Raw genomic sequence first — 13,990 nt, 5'->3', positions numbered from 1 at the left:
GCATTGGAAATGTTGCTGTCTTGCAACCTTTCTAGTCGCACCCCGACAAGAGGGGACTCGATCATGACCAAGCTATTGCCCTGTTCCATCAGCCTGTTCGCACTTGCGATCGCCGGCACAGCCCAAGCGCAGGACGCCGCGCCCGAGGAGGCCGGCGGCATCGTCGTCACTGGCCAGCGGGCGCAGCAGCAGCGCGCGATCGATGAAAAACGTGCCGCGCTCGGTCTGGTCGAAGTTACCGCCTCGGACGAGCTGGGCCAGCTGCCCGACAAGAATGTGGCCGAGGCGGTCGAGCGCCTGCCCGGCGTCGGCGTCCAATATGATCAGGGCGAGGGGCGCTATGTCGCGGTGCGCGGCGTGCCCTCCAGCCTCAACGGCTATACGCTCAACGGCTTCGAGATCGGCAATCCCGACGGCAATACCCGCGCTTTGCCGCTCGACATATTGTCGGGCCAGTTGCTCAACCGGGTTGAGGTGGCGAAGGTCAAGACCGCCGACCTCACCGGCCAGGGTATCGGCGCGACCATCAACCTCGTCACCCAGACCGCGTTCGATTTCGACAAGCCCTTCATCTTCCAGGCGAACGGCCAGGTCGGCTGGCAGCAGACCTACAAGGATGACAATCCGATCAAGGGCGACGTCACCGTCGGTGCCCGCTTCGGCGCGGACCAGCAGTTCGGCATCCTGCTGGGCGCCAGCTATTCCGACCGCACCTATGGCAGTGACGGCATCTATCCCGACGATCAGGCCGCGCGGGGCGGCGTGCCGATCAACATCAAATATACCGACTATCGGCTGAAGCGCGAACGGATCGGCGCGGCCGGATCGCTCGACTGGCATGGCGATCGCGTCCAGCTCTATGTCCGCGGCGTCTATTCCAAATTCACCGAGGATGAATATCGCCAGCGCTTCCGCCTCGATTTCTCCGATATCGACTGGGACGCCAACGGCCTGACCGGTGTGGCATCGACCAGCGAGCAGCGCTCCGACCTGCGCACCGAATATAAGGAAAAGTCGGTCCTGTCCTTCATGGCCGGCGGCAAGGCGGACCTGAGCGACGACTGGTCGCTCGATTTCGGCGCGGCGCGTACCCGCAACGAGGTGATCGAGCCCAACCAGCTCTGGCAGTTCCGGGGCAATCCCGGCGCGGTCGCGGTCGACTTCACCGACAAGCTGTTCACCGCCGTTCCGGTCAATGGCTATCTCTCGCCCTCGGCGCTCGGCTTCCGTCAATATACCGAGCAGGACGAATATGGGCTGGAGAAGATCTGGCAGGGCCGGCTCGACCTGACCGGCAAGCTGCCGGCGATCGGTCAGAACAGTTTCGTCAAAATCGGCGCCAATGGGCGCTGGACCGACAAGAGCTTCGATTCCGCCAATGATGTCTATACCCGCGGCACCGCTGCCAATCGCTTCACCCTCGATGGTCTGGCCGGCGACGCCGTCACCGTCAATCTGGGCAATGGTCACACCTATCTGCTGTCGCCCGCGATCGACGAGGATCTGATCAAGGCCTATACCAGCGGCAGGCTGGGCGGTCCGCAGTTCGTGCTGGATCAGGCGACCTCGCTCGCCAACCAGACGCTGGGCGATTTCAGCCTGCAGGAAAATGTCTTTGCCGGTTATGGCATGGCCAATCTCGACTTCGGCGCCATTTCGGTCACGGCCGGTCTGCGCGTCGAGCGCACCGAACTCGACATCACCGGCTATCTGCTGGAGGCTGATGTGGTGATGCCGACCAGCGGCAAGCGCCATTATATCAACTGGCTGCCCAGCCTGGTGGTGCGCATCATGCCCACCGACGACACCGTGTTCCGCCTGGCTTATTCGCGCAGCGTCGGCCGGCCGCAATATAGCGACCTGTCACCCGGCGGCGAGGTCAGCTCGGAAGGGGAGGGCGAGCTCAGCGTCAGTTCGGGCAATCCCGCGCTCAAGCCCTATGTCGCCGACGCGATCGACATGACCGGCGAATATTATTTCGCGCCCGGCGGCCTGCTGACGCTCGGCGCCTTCGCCAAGTTCATCCAGAACCCGATCTTCACCCAGAATTATACGGTTCTGAATGGCAGCTTCGGCGGCCAGAGCTATGACCGGATCGACTATAGCCAGACCCTCAATGCCGATCGCGGCGACATCATCGGCGTCGAGGCCGCCTATCAGCAGCAGTTCAGCTTCCTGCCCGGCATCCTTTCCGGTTTCGGCGTCAACCTCAACATCGCGCTGATCCAGTCGAGCCTGGGCATGCCCGATCGCGGCACGATCCGCTTCCCCGAGCAATCCAACCTGCTCTGGGGCGCGCAGCTCTTCTACCAGAAGGGGATTGTCGAAGGCTCGATCGCCTATCACCATACCGGCCGGGCGCTGATCGCTGCCGGAGACGAGGCCTTGACCGACAATTATAATGACGATCTGCGCCGGCTCGATGCCAAGGTCAGCGTCGACATCACGAAGAATGTGCGGGTCTTCGCCGAGGCACAGAATCTGACCGATGAGCCGACCCGCCAATATCAGGCCGGCAATCGCGACTGGGTGACGCAAAATGAGCGCTATGGCCGCACCTTCTTCGTCGGGGGATCGCTGAAATGGTAAGGCTGGCCCTAATAGGAGCCGGGTTGCTGGCGCTGGCCGGCGCGGCGGTCGCGCAGCAGGCGACGGAGGCCCCGTCGCCGCCGCCATCTCCCGTCAGCCTGCGGATCAAGGCATCGGAGGCGCATCAGGGTGCGGCATCGGATGGCACCCATGTCTATGCGATCGACAATGACCGGATCGGCAAATATCGAATCGCCGACGGCCAGCGCGTGGCGCAGTGGCAGGGGGAACGCCGCCTCTATCCGCACATGAACAGTTGCACCGTGGTCGGCACCGAACTGGTCTGTGCCGCGTCCAACTATCCTGCCGTGCCGCAGACCAGCGCGGTCGAGATTTTCGACACGAAGACGCTGAAGCATGTCCGCAGTGTCAGCCTGGGCTTTGGCCCCGGATCGCTGACGGTGATGGATCGGCATGCCGGCAAATGGTGGGCGGTCTTCGCCAATTATGAGGGCAAGGGCGGCGAGCCGGGGCGCGATTATCGCTATACGCTGCTGGTGCGGATGGACGACGCCTTCCGGGCGGAGGCAAGCTGGGCGTTCCCGGCCGACGTGCTGGCCCGCTTCGCGCCCAAAAGCTGTTCCGGCCTTAGCTGGGGCGCAGACGGCCTGATCTACGCCACCGGGCATGACTGGCCCGAAGTCTATGCGCTGAAACTGCCCGAGGCGGGATCGGTGCTGGAGCATGTCGGCACGATCGGCATTGCCACGCCGGGCCAGGCGATCGACTGGGATCCCAAGGCGCCGCGCCGCCTCTGGTCGATCGGCCGGGGTGCTGGCGAGATGGTGGCGAGCGAGATGCCGCCGGTTCGATAGGACGGCTCAGCGCACCTTCAACCCCAGTTCGGCGAGCAGTTCGCCGGCCTGGTCGCGTGAGATGGTCGCGCCGCGAAAGCGGCTGGCATCGCCCAGATGGACGCCGCCTATATCCGCGCCGCGCAGGTCGGCGCCCTCGAAACGGGCACCGTCCAGCATCGCCTCGCGCAGGCTGCAGCCTTCGAAACTGGTCATGCGGAAATCGCATTTGCGCAGGTCCGCCTGCGAAAAATCGATGCGGCTCAGCCGTTGCTTGCGGAAGGACAGGCCGGGCAGGCGCGCGTCGATCAGCAGGCATTCCGCCATGTCGATTTCCAGCGCACGCAGGTCCGACAGGTCGGCGCCGGTCAGCTTGCACTGGGCCAGCCGTGCGCCCTCCAGCCGCGCCCGCCGCAGCACGACATTGTTGAAGTCGCATCCGGTCAGCACCGCGTCGCTGAGATCGCAGCCGGTGAAATTCGCGCCGCCGCCCCGGCAGCCCTGCCAGCGGGTGCGCTCCAGCATGGCGCCGGCCAGATCGGCGTTGCGCAGGTTGCAGCGCTCGAACTGCCAACCGGTAAGGTCGAGCTGCGCCAACTCCGCCGCCTCCAGATCGCAGTCGATCAGGGCGTGGGGCGTGCCCGCCAGGGCCATGATGTCGGCGCGCGCCAGTTGCTGCCCGTTGCGCGCGGGCAGGGCATCCATGTCGGTCATGCCGCTATCTATGCCTTGGGCGTCAGCTTGAGCAGGCGGCCCTGCGACTTGCCGCCATCCTCCAGCAGCCACAGCGCGCCGTCCGGCCCTTGTTCGACCTCGCGAATGCGGGCACCCATGTCCCACTGGTCGGCCTTTTCCGCATTCTCGCCGTCCAGCTTCACCCGCACCAGCGACTGGCTCGACAGGCCGCCGATGAACAGCGATCCCTTCCATTGCGGGAACAGGTCGCCCGAATAATAGATCAGGCCGCCCGGCGAGATCACCGGATTCCACCAGACCTTCGGTGCCTCATAGCCGTCGCCGGGCTTGTGATCGGGAATGTCGCGGCCGTCATAATGATCGCCGTTCGACACGCGCGGATAGCCATAGTTGAGGCCCGGCTTGATCAAATTGACTTCGTCGCCGCCCTTGGGGCCCATTTCCTGTTCCCACAGGCGCCCGTCCTTGTCGAAGGCGATGCCGAGCAGATTGCGATGGCCATAGGACCAGACCGCCGGGTTGAAGCCCTTGGCGGCCAGCGGATTGCCCGCCGCCGGCGTGCCGTCCAGATTGAGGCGTAGCACCTTGCCCAGGGTCGATTTGGGATCCTGCGCCGGTTCGAACTTCTGTCGCTCGCCATTGGTGAAGAAGAGATATTTGCCATCGGGCGAGAAGGCGATGCGGCCCGAATAATGGCCATTGCCCTCGACATAGTCGCTGGCACGGAAAATGACCTTCACGTCCGCCAGCCTGGTCGTGCCGTCGCTCGCCTGGTCGAAGATGCCGGTGGCCAGCGCCACGCCCTTGCCGCCGGCACGATCACCCTGGCCCACTTCGGAAAAGCTGAAATAGACCTTCTTGTCCTGCGCGAATGTGGGGGAGGGGACGATGTCCATCAACGCGCCCTGACCCTCGCTGTCGACCTTGGGGATGCCGGCGACCGGGATCTTGGTGCCGCTCTTCGGATCGAACAGGATCATCTCACCGGCCTTTTCGGTGATCAGCATCCGCCCGTCGGGCAGGAAGGTCATCGCCCAGGGCGATTCGAAATCGGCGATCACCGATGTCTTGAACGGCTTTTCCCCGGCGGTCGTACCGGCATTCTGGCCGGTCGCATTGTCCGCCGAACAGGCCAGCAGGGCGAGGGGGAGAGTGACGGCCATCACGCGCAGCATGGGAAACTCCTGTTATAATATTCGCGGGGGAAAGCCGATTATTCGGCGGGGGTTCCATGCCCGCATCCTCCACCGGATGCGGGCATGGATGCAAGCCTCATCGGCGATAGGCCGATTTCTTAAGCTTCTGCCGCTAGAGACCGGGGCGGCAAGAGGGGGAATATGGTGCTGCACGGCGTATCGGATTTCGATGCTGCGTGCGCGCAGGCAGGCGCCTTGCGCGTCGAGCCGCTATGCCTTGCCGACGCGCTGGATTCGACCGCGCTTGCCCGCGCCTGGGAAAGGCTGGAGGCACGCGCCGACTGGCCGACCCAGACCCGCCTGTTCGCCGTCACGCTGAACGACCTGATTGCGGCTGGGCCAAGCCGCATCATGACGGTCTGGGCGGGCGCCGATCTGGTCGCGCTGCTGCCGCTGTGCCGCGATGCCGGCGCGCTGGCCCGCTGGCGGATGATCGGCGCGCGCGAAACCTATGAGCCGGGCGACATGCTGTGCAACGGGACGGCGGCCGCCGATGCGCTGGCCGGCGCGATCGCGCATTTGCCGCATCCCTTGCTGATCGATCGCATTTCTGCCGGATCGCCGCTGATCCCTGCACTGGCGCGGGCGGTGCGGCGGCGCGGCCGGCTGGTCGTGCGGCCGGCCATGGCCTGTCCCCATATCGCGCTGGATGAGGGCTGGCGCGACCCGGAAAGCCGCTTCAACGCCGGCCGCCGCTCCGACTTCCGTCGTGCTCGGCGCAAGGCGGAAGGGTGCGGCCTGCTCCAGTGCGAGACGCTGGCGCCGGAGGCCGATAATTTCGACGCCCTGTTCGACGAGGCTGTCGCGGTCGAGGCGCTGGGCTGGAAGAGCGAGGCGGGCACCGCCATCGCCACTGACCCGCGCCAGGCGGCGATCTTCCGCGCTTTCTTCCGCGCGGTGGCGCAGCGCGGCGACCTGCGCATCTCCTTCCTGCGGATCGACGGCCGCGCCATCGCGATGCAGATGGCGGTGCTGTGGAACGGCCGCTACTGGCTGTTCAAGATCGGCCATGATGCGGCCTTCAACGCCTGTTCGCCGGGCGGGTTGCTGATGCTCCATACCATCGGCTGGGCGGCGCAGGCGCGGCTGCACAGTTTCGAATTTCTCGGCGTTGCCGAACCCTGGATTCGCAAGCTCTGGACCCAGGCGGAGCATGACTGCGTCCAGTTGCGCACCTATCCCTATAATCTGCGCGGCGCGGCGGCCTTTGCGGCGGACGCTATTGTCTGGTCGCGGCAACGGCTGTTGCGGCGGTGAGGGGCGGGGCGGCCTGGCGCCTGTTGCGGGACACGCGTTATGCCCTGCCTGGCGCGCTGGGCCGGGTCATTCCGGCACCCGACGCCCCCCATGCCGTGGCGATCGCCCGGCAACAGGCGCGCGCCGGCGCTGCCACCACGATCGGTTATTTCGAAGGGGCGGGGGGTGATCCCTCGTCGATCATGGCCGCCTATGCGCGGGTGGCACAGCGGGCGCGCGGCCTTGACCTCAGCCTGTCGGTGAAGGCGCCGCCGCTGCGTTTCGATCCGGTCAGCCTGCGCGAACTGGCGCAGATTGCGCGCCAGTCCGGCCTGTCGCTGGTGTTCGATGCCCATGGCCCGCAGGATGCGGACGAGACGCTGGCGGCGGTCGAACGGCTTCTGCCCGACTTTCCCGAAACCGGCATCGTCCTGCCCGCCCGCTGGCAGCGCAGTCAGACCGACGCGGTGCGACTGCGCGACAGCCGCGCGCCGGTCCGTATCGTGCGCGGGGAGTGGCCCGATCCGGCGGGCGATGCCGTCGATCCCGATGCCGCCTATCTGACACTGGTCGAGGCGCTGGCCGGCCGCGCGGCGCCGGTCGCGATCGCCACCCATCGCCCCGCGCTGGCCGACCGGGCGCTGGCCCTGCTGCGCGAGGCCGGCACGCCGTGCAGCCTGGAGCAGTTGCGGGGCCTTCCGGGCCGTCGCTGCCGGGCGGTGGCGCGGGGGCAGGGGGTGCCGGTTCGCCTCTATGTGCCCTTCGGTCCCGGCTGGATTCCCTATGCGCTGGACCGGGCGCTGGCCCGGCCCTATCTGCTGGCGTGGATGTGGCGCGACTGGACGGGGCGCGCAGACCCCTGAAATAGCGGATTTTACGAAACATGTTGCAGGTCATTGGCAACCTGCCTATATGGATATTGCTTCCTTACATCGTCACACATGTCAGGGTCGCAGGCACCAAGCCTGCGGCGGCAACAAGCAGACCTGTCTATTTTCTGGAGTATCCATGGCGGACATCGCCGAACTGACCGCATTGATCGAGCCCGAGGTAAAGGCCCTGGGGTTCGACCTCGTGCGCATCAAGCTGTTCGGATCGGGCGACGAATATACGCTGCAGATCATGGCCGAAGACCCGAAGACCAAGCAGTTGGTCATCGAGGATTGCGCCGCGATCTCGCGCCGCCTGTCCGACGTGATGGATGAAGTCGACCCGATCGAGGAAGCCTATCGTCTGGAAGTCAGCTCGCCCGGTATCGACCGGCCGCTGACCCGCCTGCACGATTTTCTCGAATGGGCGGGCCATGAGGCGAAGATTTCCGCGACCGAAGTGGTCGAGGGGCGCAAGAGCTTCCGTGGCATCCTCAAGGGCGTCGAGGGCGAGGATATCCTGTTCCAGGATGCCAAGGCCGGCGATGTCACCATCCCGTTCGCGCTGGTCGGCGATGCCAAGCTGATGCTGACCGATGCACTGATTTCTGCTACCATGCCGCTCTCCTCCGATGGGGCGGACGAGTTCGAAACCGAGGAATAAGGGTTTTATCGTCATGGCCAACGCCATTTCCGCCAATAAGGCCGAGCTGATCGCGATTGCAAACAGCGTCGCCAGCGAGAAGATGATCGACAAGGCGATCGTCATCGAGGCGATGGAAGATGCGATCCAGCGCGCCGCCCGTGCCCGTTACGGCGCCGAGAATGACATCCGTGCCAAGCTGGACCCGGACAGCGGCGACCTGCGCCTGTGGCGCGTCGTCGAAGTCGTCGAGGTGGTCGAGGATTATTTCAAGCAGGTCGACCTCAAGCAGGCCGCCAAGCTGAAGAAGGACGCCGTGGTCGGCGACTTCATCGTCGATCCGCTGCCCGCGATCGACCTGGGCCGTATCGACGCCCAGTCGGCCAAGCAGGTGATCTTCCAGAAGGTCCGCGACGCCGAGCGTGAACGTCAGTTCGACGAGTTCAAGGACCGCGTGGGTGAAATCATCACCGGCGTCGTCAAGTCGGTCGAATTCGGCCATGTCGTCGTCAATCTGGGCCGCGCCGAAGGCGTGATCCGCCGCGACCAGCAGATCCCGCGCGAAGTCGTTCGCGTCGGCGACCGCATCCGTTCGGTCGTGCTGAACGTGCGCCGCGAAAATCGCGGTCCGCAGATTTTCCTCAGCCGTGCGCACCCCGAATTCATGAAGAAGCTGTTCGCGCAGGAAGTCCCCGAAATCTACGACGGCGTCATCACCATCATGGCCGCCGCCCGCGATCCGGGTTCGCGCGCCAAGATCGGCGTCATCAGCCGTGACAGCAGCATCGATCCGGTCGGTGCCTGCGTCGGCATGAAGGGCAGCCGCGTCCAGGCCGTCGTGCAGGAAATGCAGGGCGAAAAGATCGACATCATCCCCTGGTCGGAAGATACCGCGACTTTCGTCGTCAACGCGCTGCAGCCGGCCCAGGTCGCCCGCGTCGTCATCGACGAGGAAGAAGAGCGCATCGAAGTCGTCGTGCCCGACGATCAGCTGTCGCTCGCCATCGGCCGCCGCGGCCAGAATGTCCGCCTCGCCAGCCAGCTGACCGGCAAGGCGATCGACATCATGACCGAGGCCGACGCCAGCGAGAAGCGCCAGAAGGAATTCGTCAGCCGTTCGGAAATGTTCCAGAACGAGCTGGACGTGGACGAGACGCTGTCGCAGCTGCTGGTCGCCGAAGGCTTTGGCGAACTGGAAGAAGTCGCCTATGTCAGCGTCGAGGAACTGGCCGGGATCGAAGGCTTCGACGAGGATCTGGCTGCCGAGCTGCAGAGCCGCGCGCAGGAAGCGCTCGACCGTCGCGAACAGGCTGCCCGTGAAGAGCGTCAGGCGCTGGGCGTCGAGGACGCGCTGGCCGACATGCCGCACCTCACCGAAGCGATGCTGGTCACGCTCGGCAAGGCCGGCGTCAAGACGCTCGACGATCTCGCCGATCTGGCCACCGACGAACTGGTGCAGAAGAAGCGCGTCGATCAGCGTCGTCGCAAGTCGGACAGCGGCAATGAGGACAAGGGCGGCATCCTGGCTGCCTATGGCCTGAGCGATGAGCAGGGCAATGAGATCATCATGGCCGCCCGCGCCCACTGGTTCGAAGGCGAGGAAGCGTAAGCCAACATGCCTTTCGTCGACATCCGCCTGGCCGGTAGCGCGACTCGCGAGCAGAAAGCCGCGATCGTTGCTGACGTCACCCAGTCGCTCGTGGAGCGGCTGGGAAAGCCGGCGGCTGCCGTCCAGATCGTGATCTCGGAAGTCTCGACCGAAAATTATGCGGCCGGCGGTCAGTTGATCGCCGACCGCGCCCTTTCTCCAGCCAGGGAGGACGCCAATGCTGCGGACACTCCCCGATGAGAGAATAAGCCTACTCGACAGCGTTGGTCTTGCCCTTTTGTCCGTTTTGGCGGAGGGGCGCGCATGACCGAACGCAAATGCATATTGAGCGGCGATCGCGCCGATCCCGAAACGCTGATCCGCCTGGCCATCGGCCCTGAAGGGCAGGTGATGCCGGACGTCCGCGCCAAGGCGCCGGGCCGGGGCGCCTGGATCGGCGTGTCGCGGGCCGAGCTGGAAACGGCGCTGGCCAAGGGCAAGCTCAAGGGCGCGCTCGCCCGCGCCTTCAAGGAAGGCGCTCTTGAAATTCCCGACAATCTTCCCGATCTGGTAGAGGCCGGGCTGCGGCAGGATCTGCTCAGCCGCCTGGGGCTGGAGGCTCGCGCCTCCATGCTGCTGACCGGATCGGAAAAGATCGACGTCGCATGCCGCAAGGGCATGGTGAAAATGCTGCTCCATGCCGCCGATGCGGGCACGGACGGCAATCGAAAACTGGACCAGGCCTTGCGCGTGGGACAGGAAGCGGAAGGCACGGATCTTGCGGGCATCGTCTTGCCTGTGGACCGGCACGCCCTATCTATGGCAATGGGGCGCGACAATGTCGTCCATATCGCGGTGACCGACTCGCGGGCGACAGTGCGCCTGCGTGCGGCTCTGGGCCGCTTGGAAAGCTATCTGGGATGCGCTACCGGGGCGCCGGTGCATGGGGAGCAGGACTCCGCCGATGCGCAGGCGCATGAGGCTGCATGGAATGATGCGTCGGCGGCTGCGCCGGCTGATGATGATGTGAAGGGTTAAACATAGTCGATGAGTGACAGCAACGAAGACAAGCCGGTTCTGGGCCGCAAGCCGCTGGGGATCAAGCGCACGGTCGAGTCCGGTCAGGTGCAGCAGCAGTTCAGCCATGGCCGCAAGAACACGGTCGTGGTTGAGGTGAAGCGGCGCCGCGTCCCCATGGGCAAGCCGGGTGAAAGCACCGGCGCTGCGCCCGCTGCTGCGCCCCAGGCTGATCCGACGCCGGCCGCGCCCGCAGCGCCGGCCGCACCCCGTCCCGCCGCGCCTGCGCCGCAGCAGCGCGCGCCGCAGCCCGCCCCCGTGCGCCAGGCGCCGCCGCAGAGCCTGATGTCGCGTCAGGAACTGCAGGCCAAGCTGCTGCGCGAGGCCGAGGAAGCCCGCATGGCCGCGCTGGAAGATGCGCGCCGCCGTGAGGATGCTGCGCGCCTTGCCGCCAGCGAGGAAGAAAAGCGCCGCGCCGAGGAAAATCGCCAAGCTGCCGAAAATGCCGAGGTCGAGGCCGCCAAGGCTGCCGAAGCCGCCGAGCAGGCCAAGGTCGCCGAAGCCGCCAAGCCGGCTGCGCCGGTCGAGGCCCCGGCCGCGCCGGCTGCTGCAGCCGAGCCTGCCGCTGCCGCCCCGGCTGCGCCCGCCGCACCGGCCACCACCAGCTCGACCATGCCGCCGCCGCGCCGCTTCACCCCGGTCGCGCCGGTCAAGCGCCCCGAACCGGCGAAGCCCGATCGTGCCAAGCGCAACGATGACAATCGCCGCCAGTCCGGCAAGCTGACCGTCACCCGCGCGCTTGCGGACGACGACAGCGCCCGTGCCCGCAGCCTCGCCGCGCTCAAGCGTGCGCGCGAGAAGGAACGTCGTGCCCATTATTCGGGCGGCAGCCAGCCGCGCGAGAAGCAGAGCCGCGACGTCGTGGTGCCCGAAAGCATCACCGTGCAGGAACTGGCCAACCGTATGGCCGAAAAGGGCGCGGACCTGGTCAAGGCCCTGTTCAAGATGGGCACCGCCGTCACGCTCAACCAGCCGATCGATCAGGATACGGCGGAGCTGCTGGTCGAGGAATTCGGCCACCGCATCCAGCGCGTGTCGGATGCCGACGTTGAAATCGGCATGGAAGGCGAGGCTGACGCACCCGAAACGCTCAAGCCCCGTGCGCCCGTCGTCACGATCATGGGCCATGTCGATCATGGCAAGACCTCGCTGCTCGACGCGCTGCGCGGCACCGACGTGGTGGCCGGCGAAAGCGGCGGCATCACCCAGCATATCGGCGCCTATCAGGTGAAGACGAAGAGCGGTGATCTCATCACCTTCCTCGACACGCCGGGTCACGAAGCCTTCTCGGAAATGCGTGCCCGTGGCGCGAACGTCACCGACATCGTCATCCTCGTGGTGGCGGCCGATGACGGCCTGATGCCGCAGACGATCGAAGCCATCAACCACACCAAGGCTGCTGGCGTGCCGATGATCGTCGCGATCAACAAGTGCGACAAGCCCGACGCCAACCCGCAGAAGGTGCGTGAGCGCCTGCTGAGCGAGGAAATCGTGGTCGAGGACATGGGCGGTGACGTCCAGGACGTGGAAGTGTCGGCGCTCAAGAAGACCGGCCTTGACGAACTGATCACCAAGATCCTGCTCCAGGCCGAGGTCATGGAACTGACCGCCAACCCCGATCGCGACGCTGAAGGCAATGTGATCGAGGCACAGCTCGACAAGGGCCGTGGTGCGGTTGCGACCGTGCTGGTCCGCAAGGGCACGCTGAAGATCGGCGACACCTTCGTCATCGGTTCGGAAAGCGGCAAGGTCCGCGCGATGATCAACGACAAGGGCCAGCAGGTTAAGGTCGCTGGTCCCTCGACCCCGGTCGAGGTTCTGGGTCTGTCGGGCGTGCCGATGGCCGGTGACCAGCTCACCGTCGTCGAGAATGAGGCCCGCGCCCGCGAAGTCGCTGCCTATCGTCAGGAACAGGCGACCAAGAAGCGCACCACGGCTGCCCCGACCAGCTTCGAGCATATGTTCTCGGCGCTGAACACCAAGGTCATCGAATATCCGGTGGTGGTGAAGGGCGACGTGCAGGGTTCGGTCGAAGCGATCGTGTCCTCGCTCAACCGTATCTCGACCGACGAGATCAAGGTCCGCATCCTGCATTCGGGTGTCGGCGCGATCACCGAAAGCGACGTCACGCTGGCCGCTGCCAGCCGCGCGCCGCTGATCGGCTTCAACGTCCGTCCCAACGCCAAGGCCCGTCAGCTCGCCGAACGCGAGAAGATCAGCCTGCGTTACTATGACGTGATCTACGACCTGCTTGAGGAAGTTCGCGGCGAAATGGCTGGCCAGCTCGCCCCCGAACGGATCGAGACGATCGTCGGCCGCGCCGAGGTGCTGCAGGTCTTCCCGGCCGGCAAGAAGGACAAGGCCGCCGGTCTGCTCGTGCTCGACGGCATCATCCGCAAGGGTCTGGCCGCGCGCCTCACCCGCGACGATGTCATCGTGTCGCGCACCAACATCGCGTCGCTGCGTCGCTTCAAGGACGATGTCTCCGAAGTCCGCGCCGGCATGGAGTGCGGTGCGGTCCTGCAGGACACCAACGACATCAAGCCGGGCGACACGCTCGAACTGTTCGAAGTCGAAGAGCGCGCACGCACGCTGTGAGTTACAGAAGGCCGGTCGAGGAATTTAGCTGTGAGCTAAATTTCTTGACCGGCCTTTGTCGTGCCTATAATTTGCGGATGTGGATATCCGCTTCTCGAAGACGGCGATGAGAGCGCTGCTGCGATCGAACAAACGAACGCTTATTCGGCAGAAGATTGACGAGTTGGCGAGCGATCCCGCATCGCTTGATGCCAATGTCAAACGCCTGCAGGGGCGTCCTGAATATCGGTTGCGGGTTCAGGACTGGCGCGTGATTTTCCGTCTCGATCAGGATATTCTGTGGATTGACGATATAGCGCCGCGCGGATCGGCTTATGAGGTGAACCCATGACCGTTCAAATTGTCGAGATCGCGGGCCAGAAGATCGCGATGCTGCCGATTGAGGATTATCAACGGCTTGTCGAGATCGCGGAGGATAAGGCTGACACGGTAGCAGCTGCAGAGGCTGAGGCGCGCCGCGATGAGGGCGAGGAATATCTTCCCGCGAAAGTGGTCGATGGAATGATGGCCGGGGAAAGCCCTTTACGCGCATGGCGAAAACATCGGGGCTTAACGCTGAAAGTTTTGGCGGAACGGGTGGGCTCGACACATGCCCATCTCAGTAATGTAGAACGCAATAAGAGAAGCGCGAATGTGGAACTCTGGCGCAAGCTGGCCATGGAGTTGAATGTTTCGCTCGACGATATGTTTTTTAAGGTCTGACT

The 13,990-nt window shown here is 65.0% G+C and carries 13 protein-coding genes; 11 read left to right on the top strand and 2 right to left on the bottom strand.

The annotated features are described in order from the left end of the window. Positions 1–63: 63 nt before the first annotated feature. Both BRX37_RS00685 and BRX37_RS00680 read left to right on the top strand, forming a co-directional pair. Positions 64–2,589 (top strand): TonB-dependent receptor, encoded by a 2,526-nt coding sequence (locus tag BRX37_RS00685; protein ID WP_125985160.1) that lies wholly within the window; start codon positions 64–66, stop codon positions 2,587–2,589. Next, on the top strand, positions 2,583–3,404 hold the full coding sequence (locus BRX37_RS00680; RefSeq protein WP_125985159.1) for a YncE family protein: 822 nt from the start codon (positions 2,583–2,585) through the stop codon (positions 3,402–3,404). Before BRX37_RS00685 ends, BRX37_RS00680 begins: the two co-directional genes overlap by 7 nt. Positions 3,405–3,410: 6 nt before the next feature. Here BRX37_RS00680 and BRX37_RS00675 read toward each other — a convergent pair whose 3' ends face one another. Next, a complete protein-coding gene (locus BRX37_RS00675; protein WP_010337423.1) occupies positions 3,411–4,097 on the bottom strand; it encodes a pentapeptide repeat-containing protein in 687 nt (228 codons plus the stop codon). Between the two features lie 8 nt (positions 4,098–4,105). Then, positions 4,106–5,254 carry a PQQ-dependent sugar dehydrogenase gene (locus BRX37_RS00670; RefSeq protein WP_125985158.1) on the bottom strand — a complete coding sequence of 383 codons (1,149 nt, stop codon included), beginning with the start codon at positions 5,252–5,254 and terminating at the stop codon, positions 4,106–4,108. 162 nt (positions 5,255–5,416) lie between these two features. Here BRX37_RS00670 and BRX37_RS00665 point away from each other — a divergent pair, with 162 nt between their 5' ends. The 9 genes from BRX37_RS00665 (at position 5,417) to BRX37_RS00625 (ending at position 13,988) form a co-directional block, all read left to right on the top strand. Next, positions 5,417–6,532, top strand: a complete 1,116-nt coding sequence (locus BRX37_RS00665) for a GNAT family N-acetyltransferase (RefSeq protein WP_125985157.1) — start codon at positions 5,417–5,419, stop codon at positions 6,530–6,532. A gap of 23 nt (positions 6,533–6,555) precedes the next feature. Beyond that, positions 6,556–7,374, top strand: coding sequence for a proline dehydrogenase (locus BRX37_RS00660; protein WP_318276544.1), 819 nt, complete (start codon positions 6,556–6,558; stop codon positions 7,372–7,374). Between the two features lie 145 nt (positions 7,375–7,519). After that, complete coding sequence (gene rimP, locus BRX37_RS00655; RefSeq protein ID WP_048937897.1) at positions 7,520–8,044, top strand: ribosome maturation protein RimP; 525 nt, start codon at positions 7,520–7,522, stop codon at positions 8,042–8,044. 13 nt (positions 8,045–8,057) lie between these two features. Beyond that, positions 8,058–9,632: a transcription termination factor NusA gene (gene nusA, locus BRX37_RS00650; RefSeq protein ID WP_004211271.1), complete on the top strand. Its 1,575-nt coding sequence runs from the start codon at positions 8,058–8,060 to the stop codon at positions 9,630–9,632. A gap of 6 nt (positions 9,633–9,638) precedes the next feature. Continuing rightward, positions 9,639–9,872: a tautomerase family protein gene (locus BRX37_RS00645; protein ID WP_037517753.1), complete on the top strand. Its 234-nt coding sequence runs from the start codon at positions 9,639–9,641 to the stop codon at positions 9,870–9,872. Between the two features lie 63 nt (positions 9,873–9,935). Beyond that, positions 9,936–10,649 carry a DUF448 domain-containing protein gene (locus BRX37_RS00640; protein ID WP_010337417.1) on the top strand — a complete coding sequence of 238 codons (714 nt, stop codon included), beginning with the start codon at positions 9,936–9,938 and terminating at the stop codon, positions 10,647–10,649. A gap of 9 nt (positions 10,650–10,658) precedes the next feature. Further along, on the top strand, positions 10,659–13,286 hold the full coding sequence (infB, locus tag BRX37_RS00635; protein WP_125985155.1) for a translation initiation factor IF-2: 2,628 nt from the start codon (positions 10,659–10,661) through the stop codon (positions 13,284–13,286). Between the two features lie 79 nt (positions 13,287–13,365). Then, on the top strand, positions 13,366–13,617 hold the full coding sequence (locus BRX37_RS00630; protein WP_125985154.1) for a type II toxin-antitoxin system RelE family toxin: 252 nt from the start codon (positions 13,366–13,368) through the stop codon (positions 13,615–13,617). Continuing rightward, a complete protein-coding gene (locus BRX37_RS00625; protein ID WP_125985153.1) occupies positions 13,614–13,988 on the top strand; it encodes a helix-turn-helix domain-containing protein in 375 nt (124 codons plus the stop codon). The genes BRX37_RS00630 and BRX37_RS00625 overlap by 4 nt, the downstream gene beginning before the upstream one ends. Positions 13,989–13,990 lie beyond the last annotated feature (2 nt).

The sequence above is a fragment of the Sphingomonas sp. S-NIH.Pt3_0716 genome, from assembly GCF_003950715.1.
GTDB lineage: Bacteria > Pseudomonadota > Alphaproteobacteria > Sphingomonadales > Sphingomonadaceae > Sphingobium > Sphingobium yanoikuyae_A.
The sequence above is the reverse complement of the archived record's forward strand: the minus strand, read 5'-3'. Positions and strand labels throughout refer to the sequence as shown.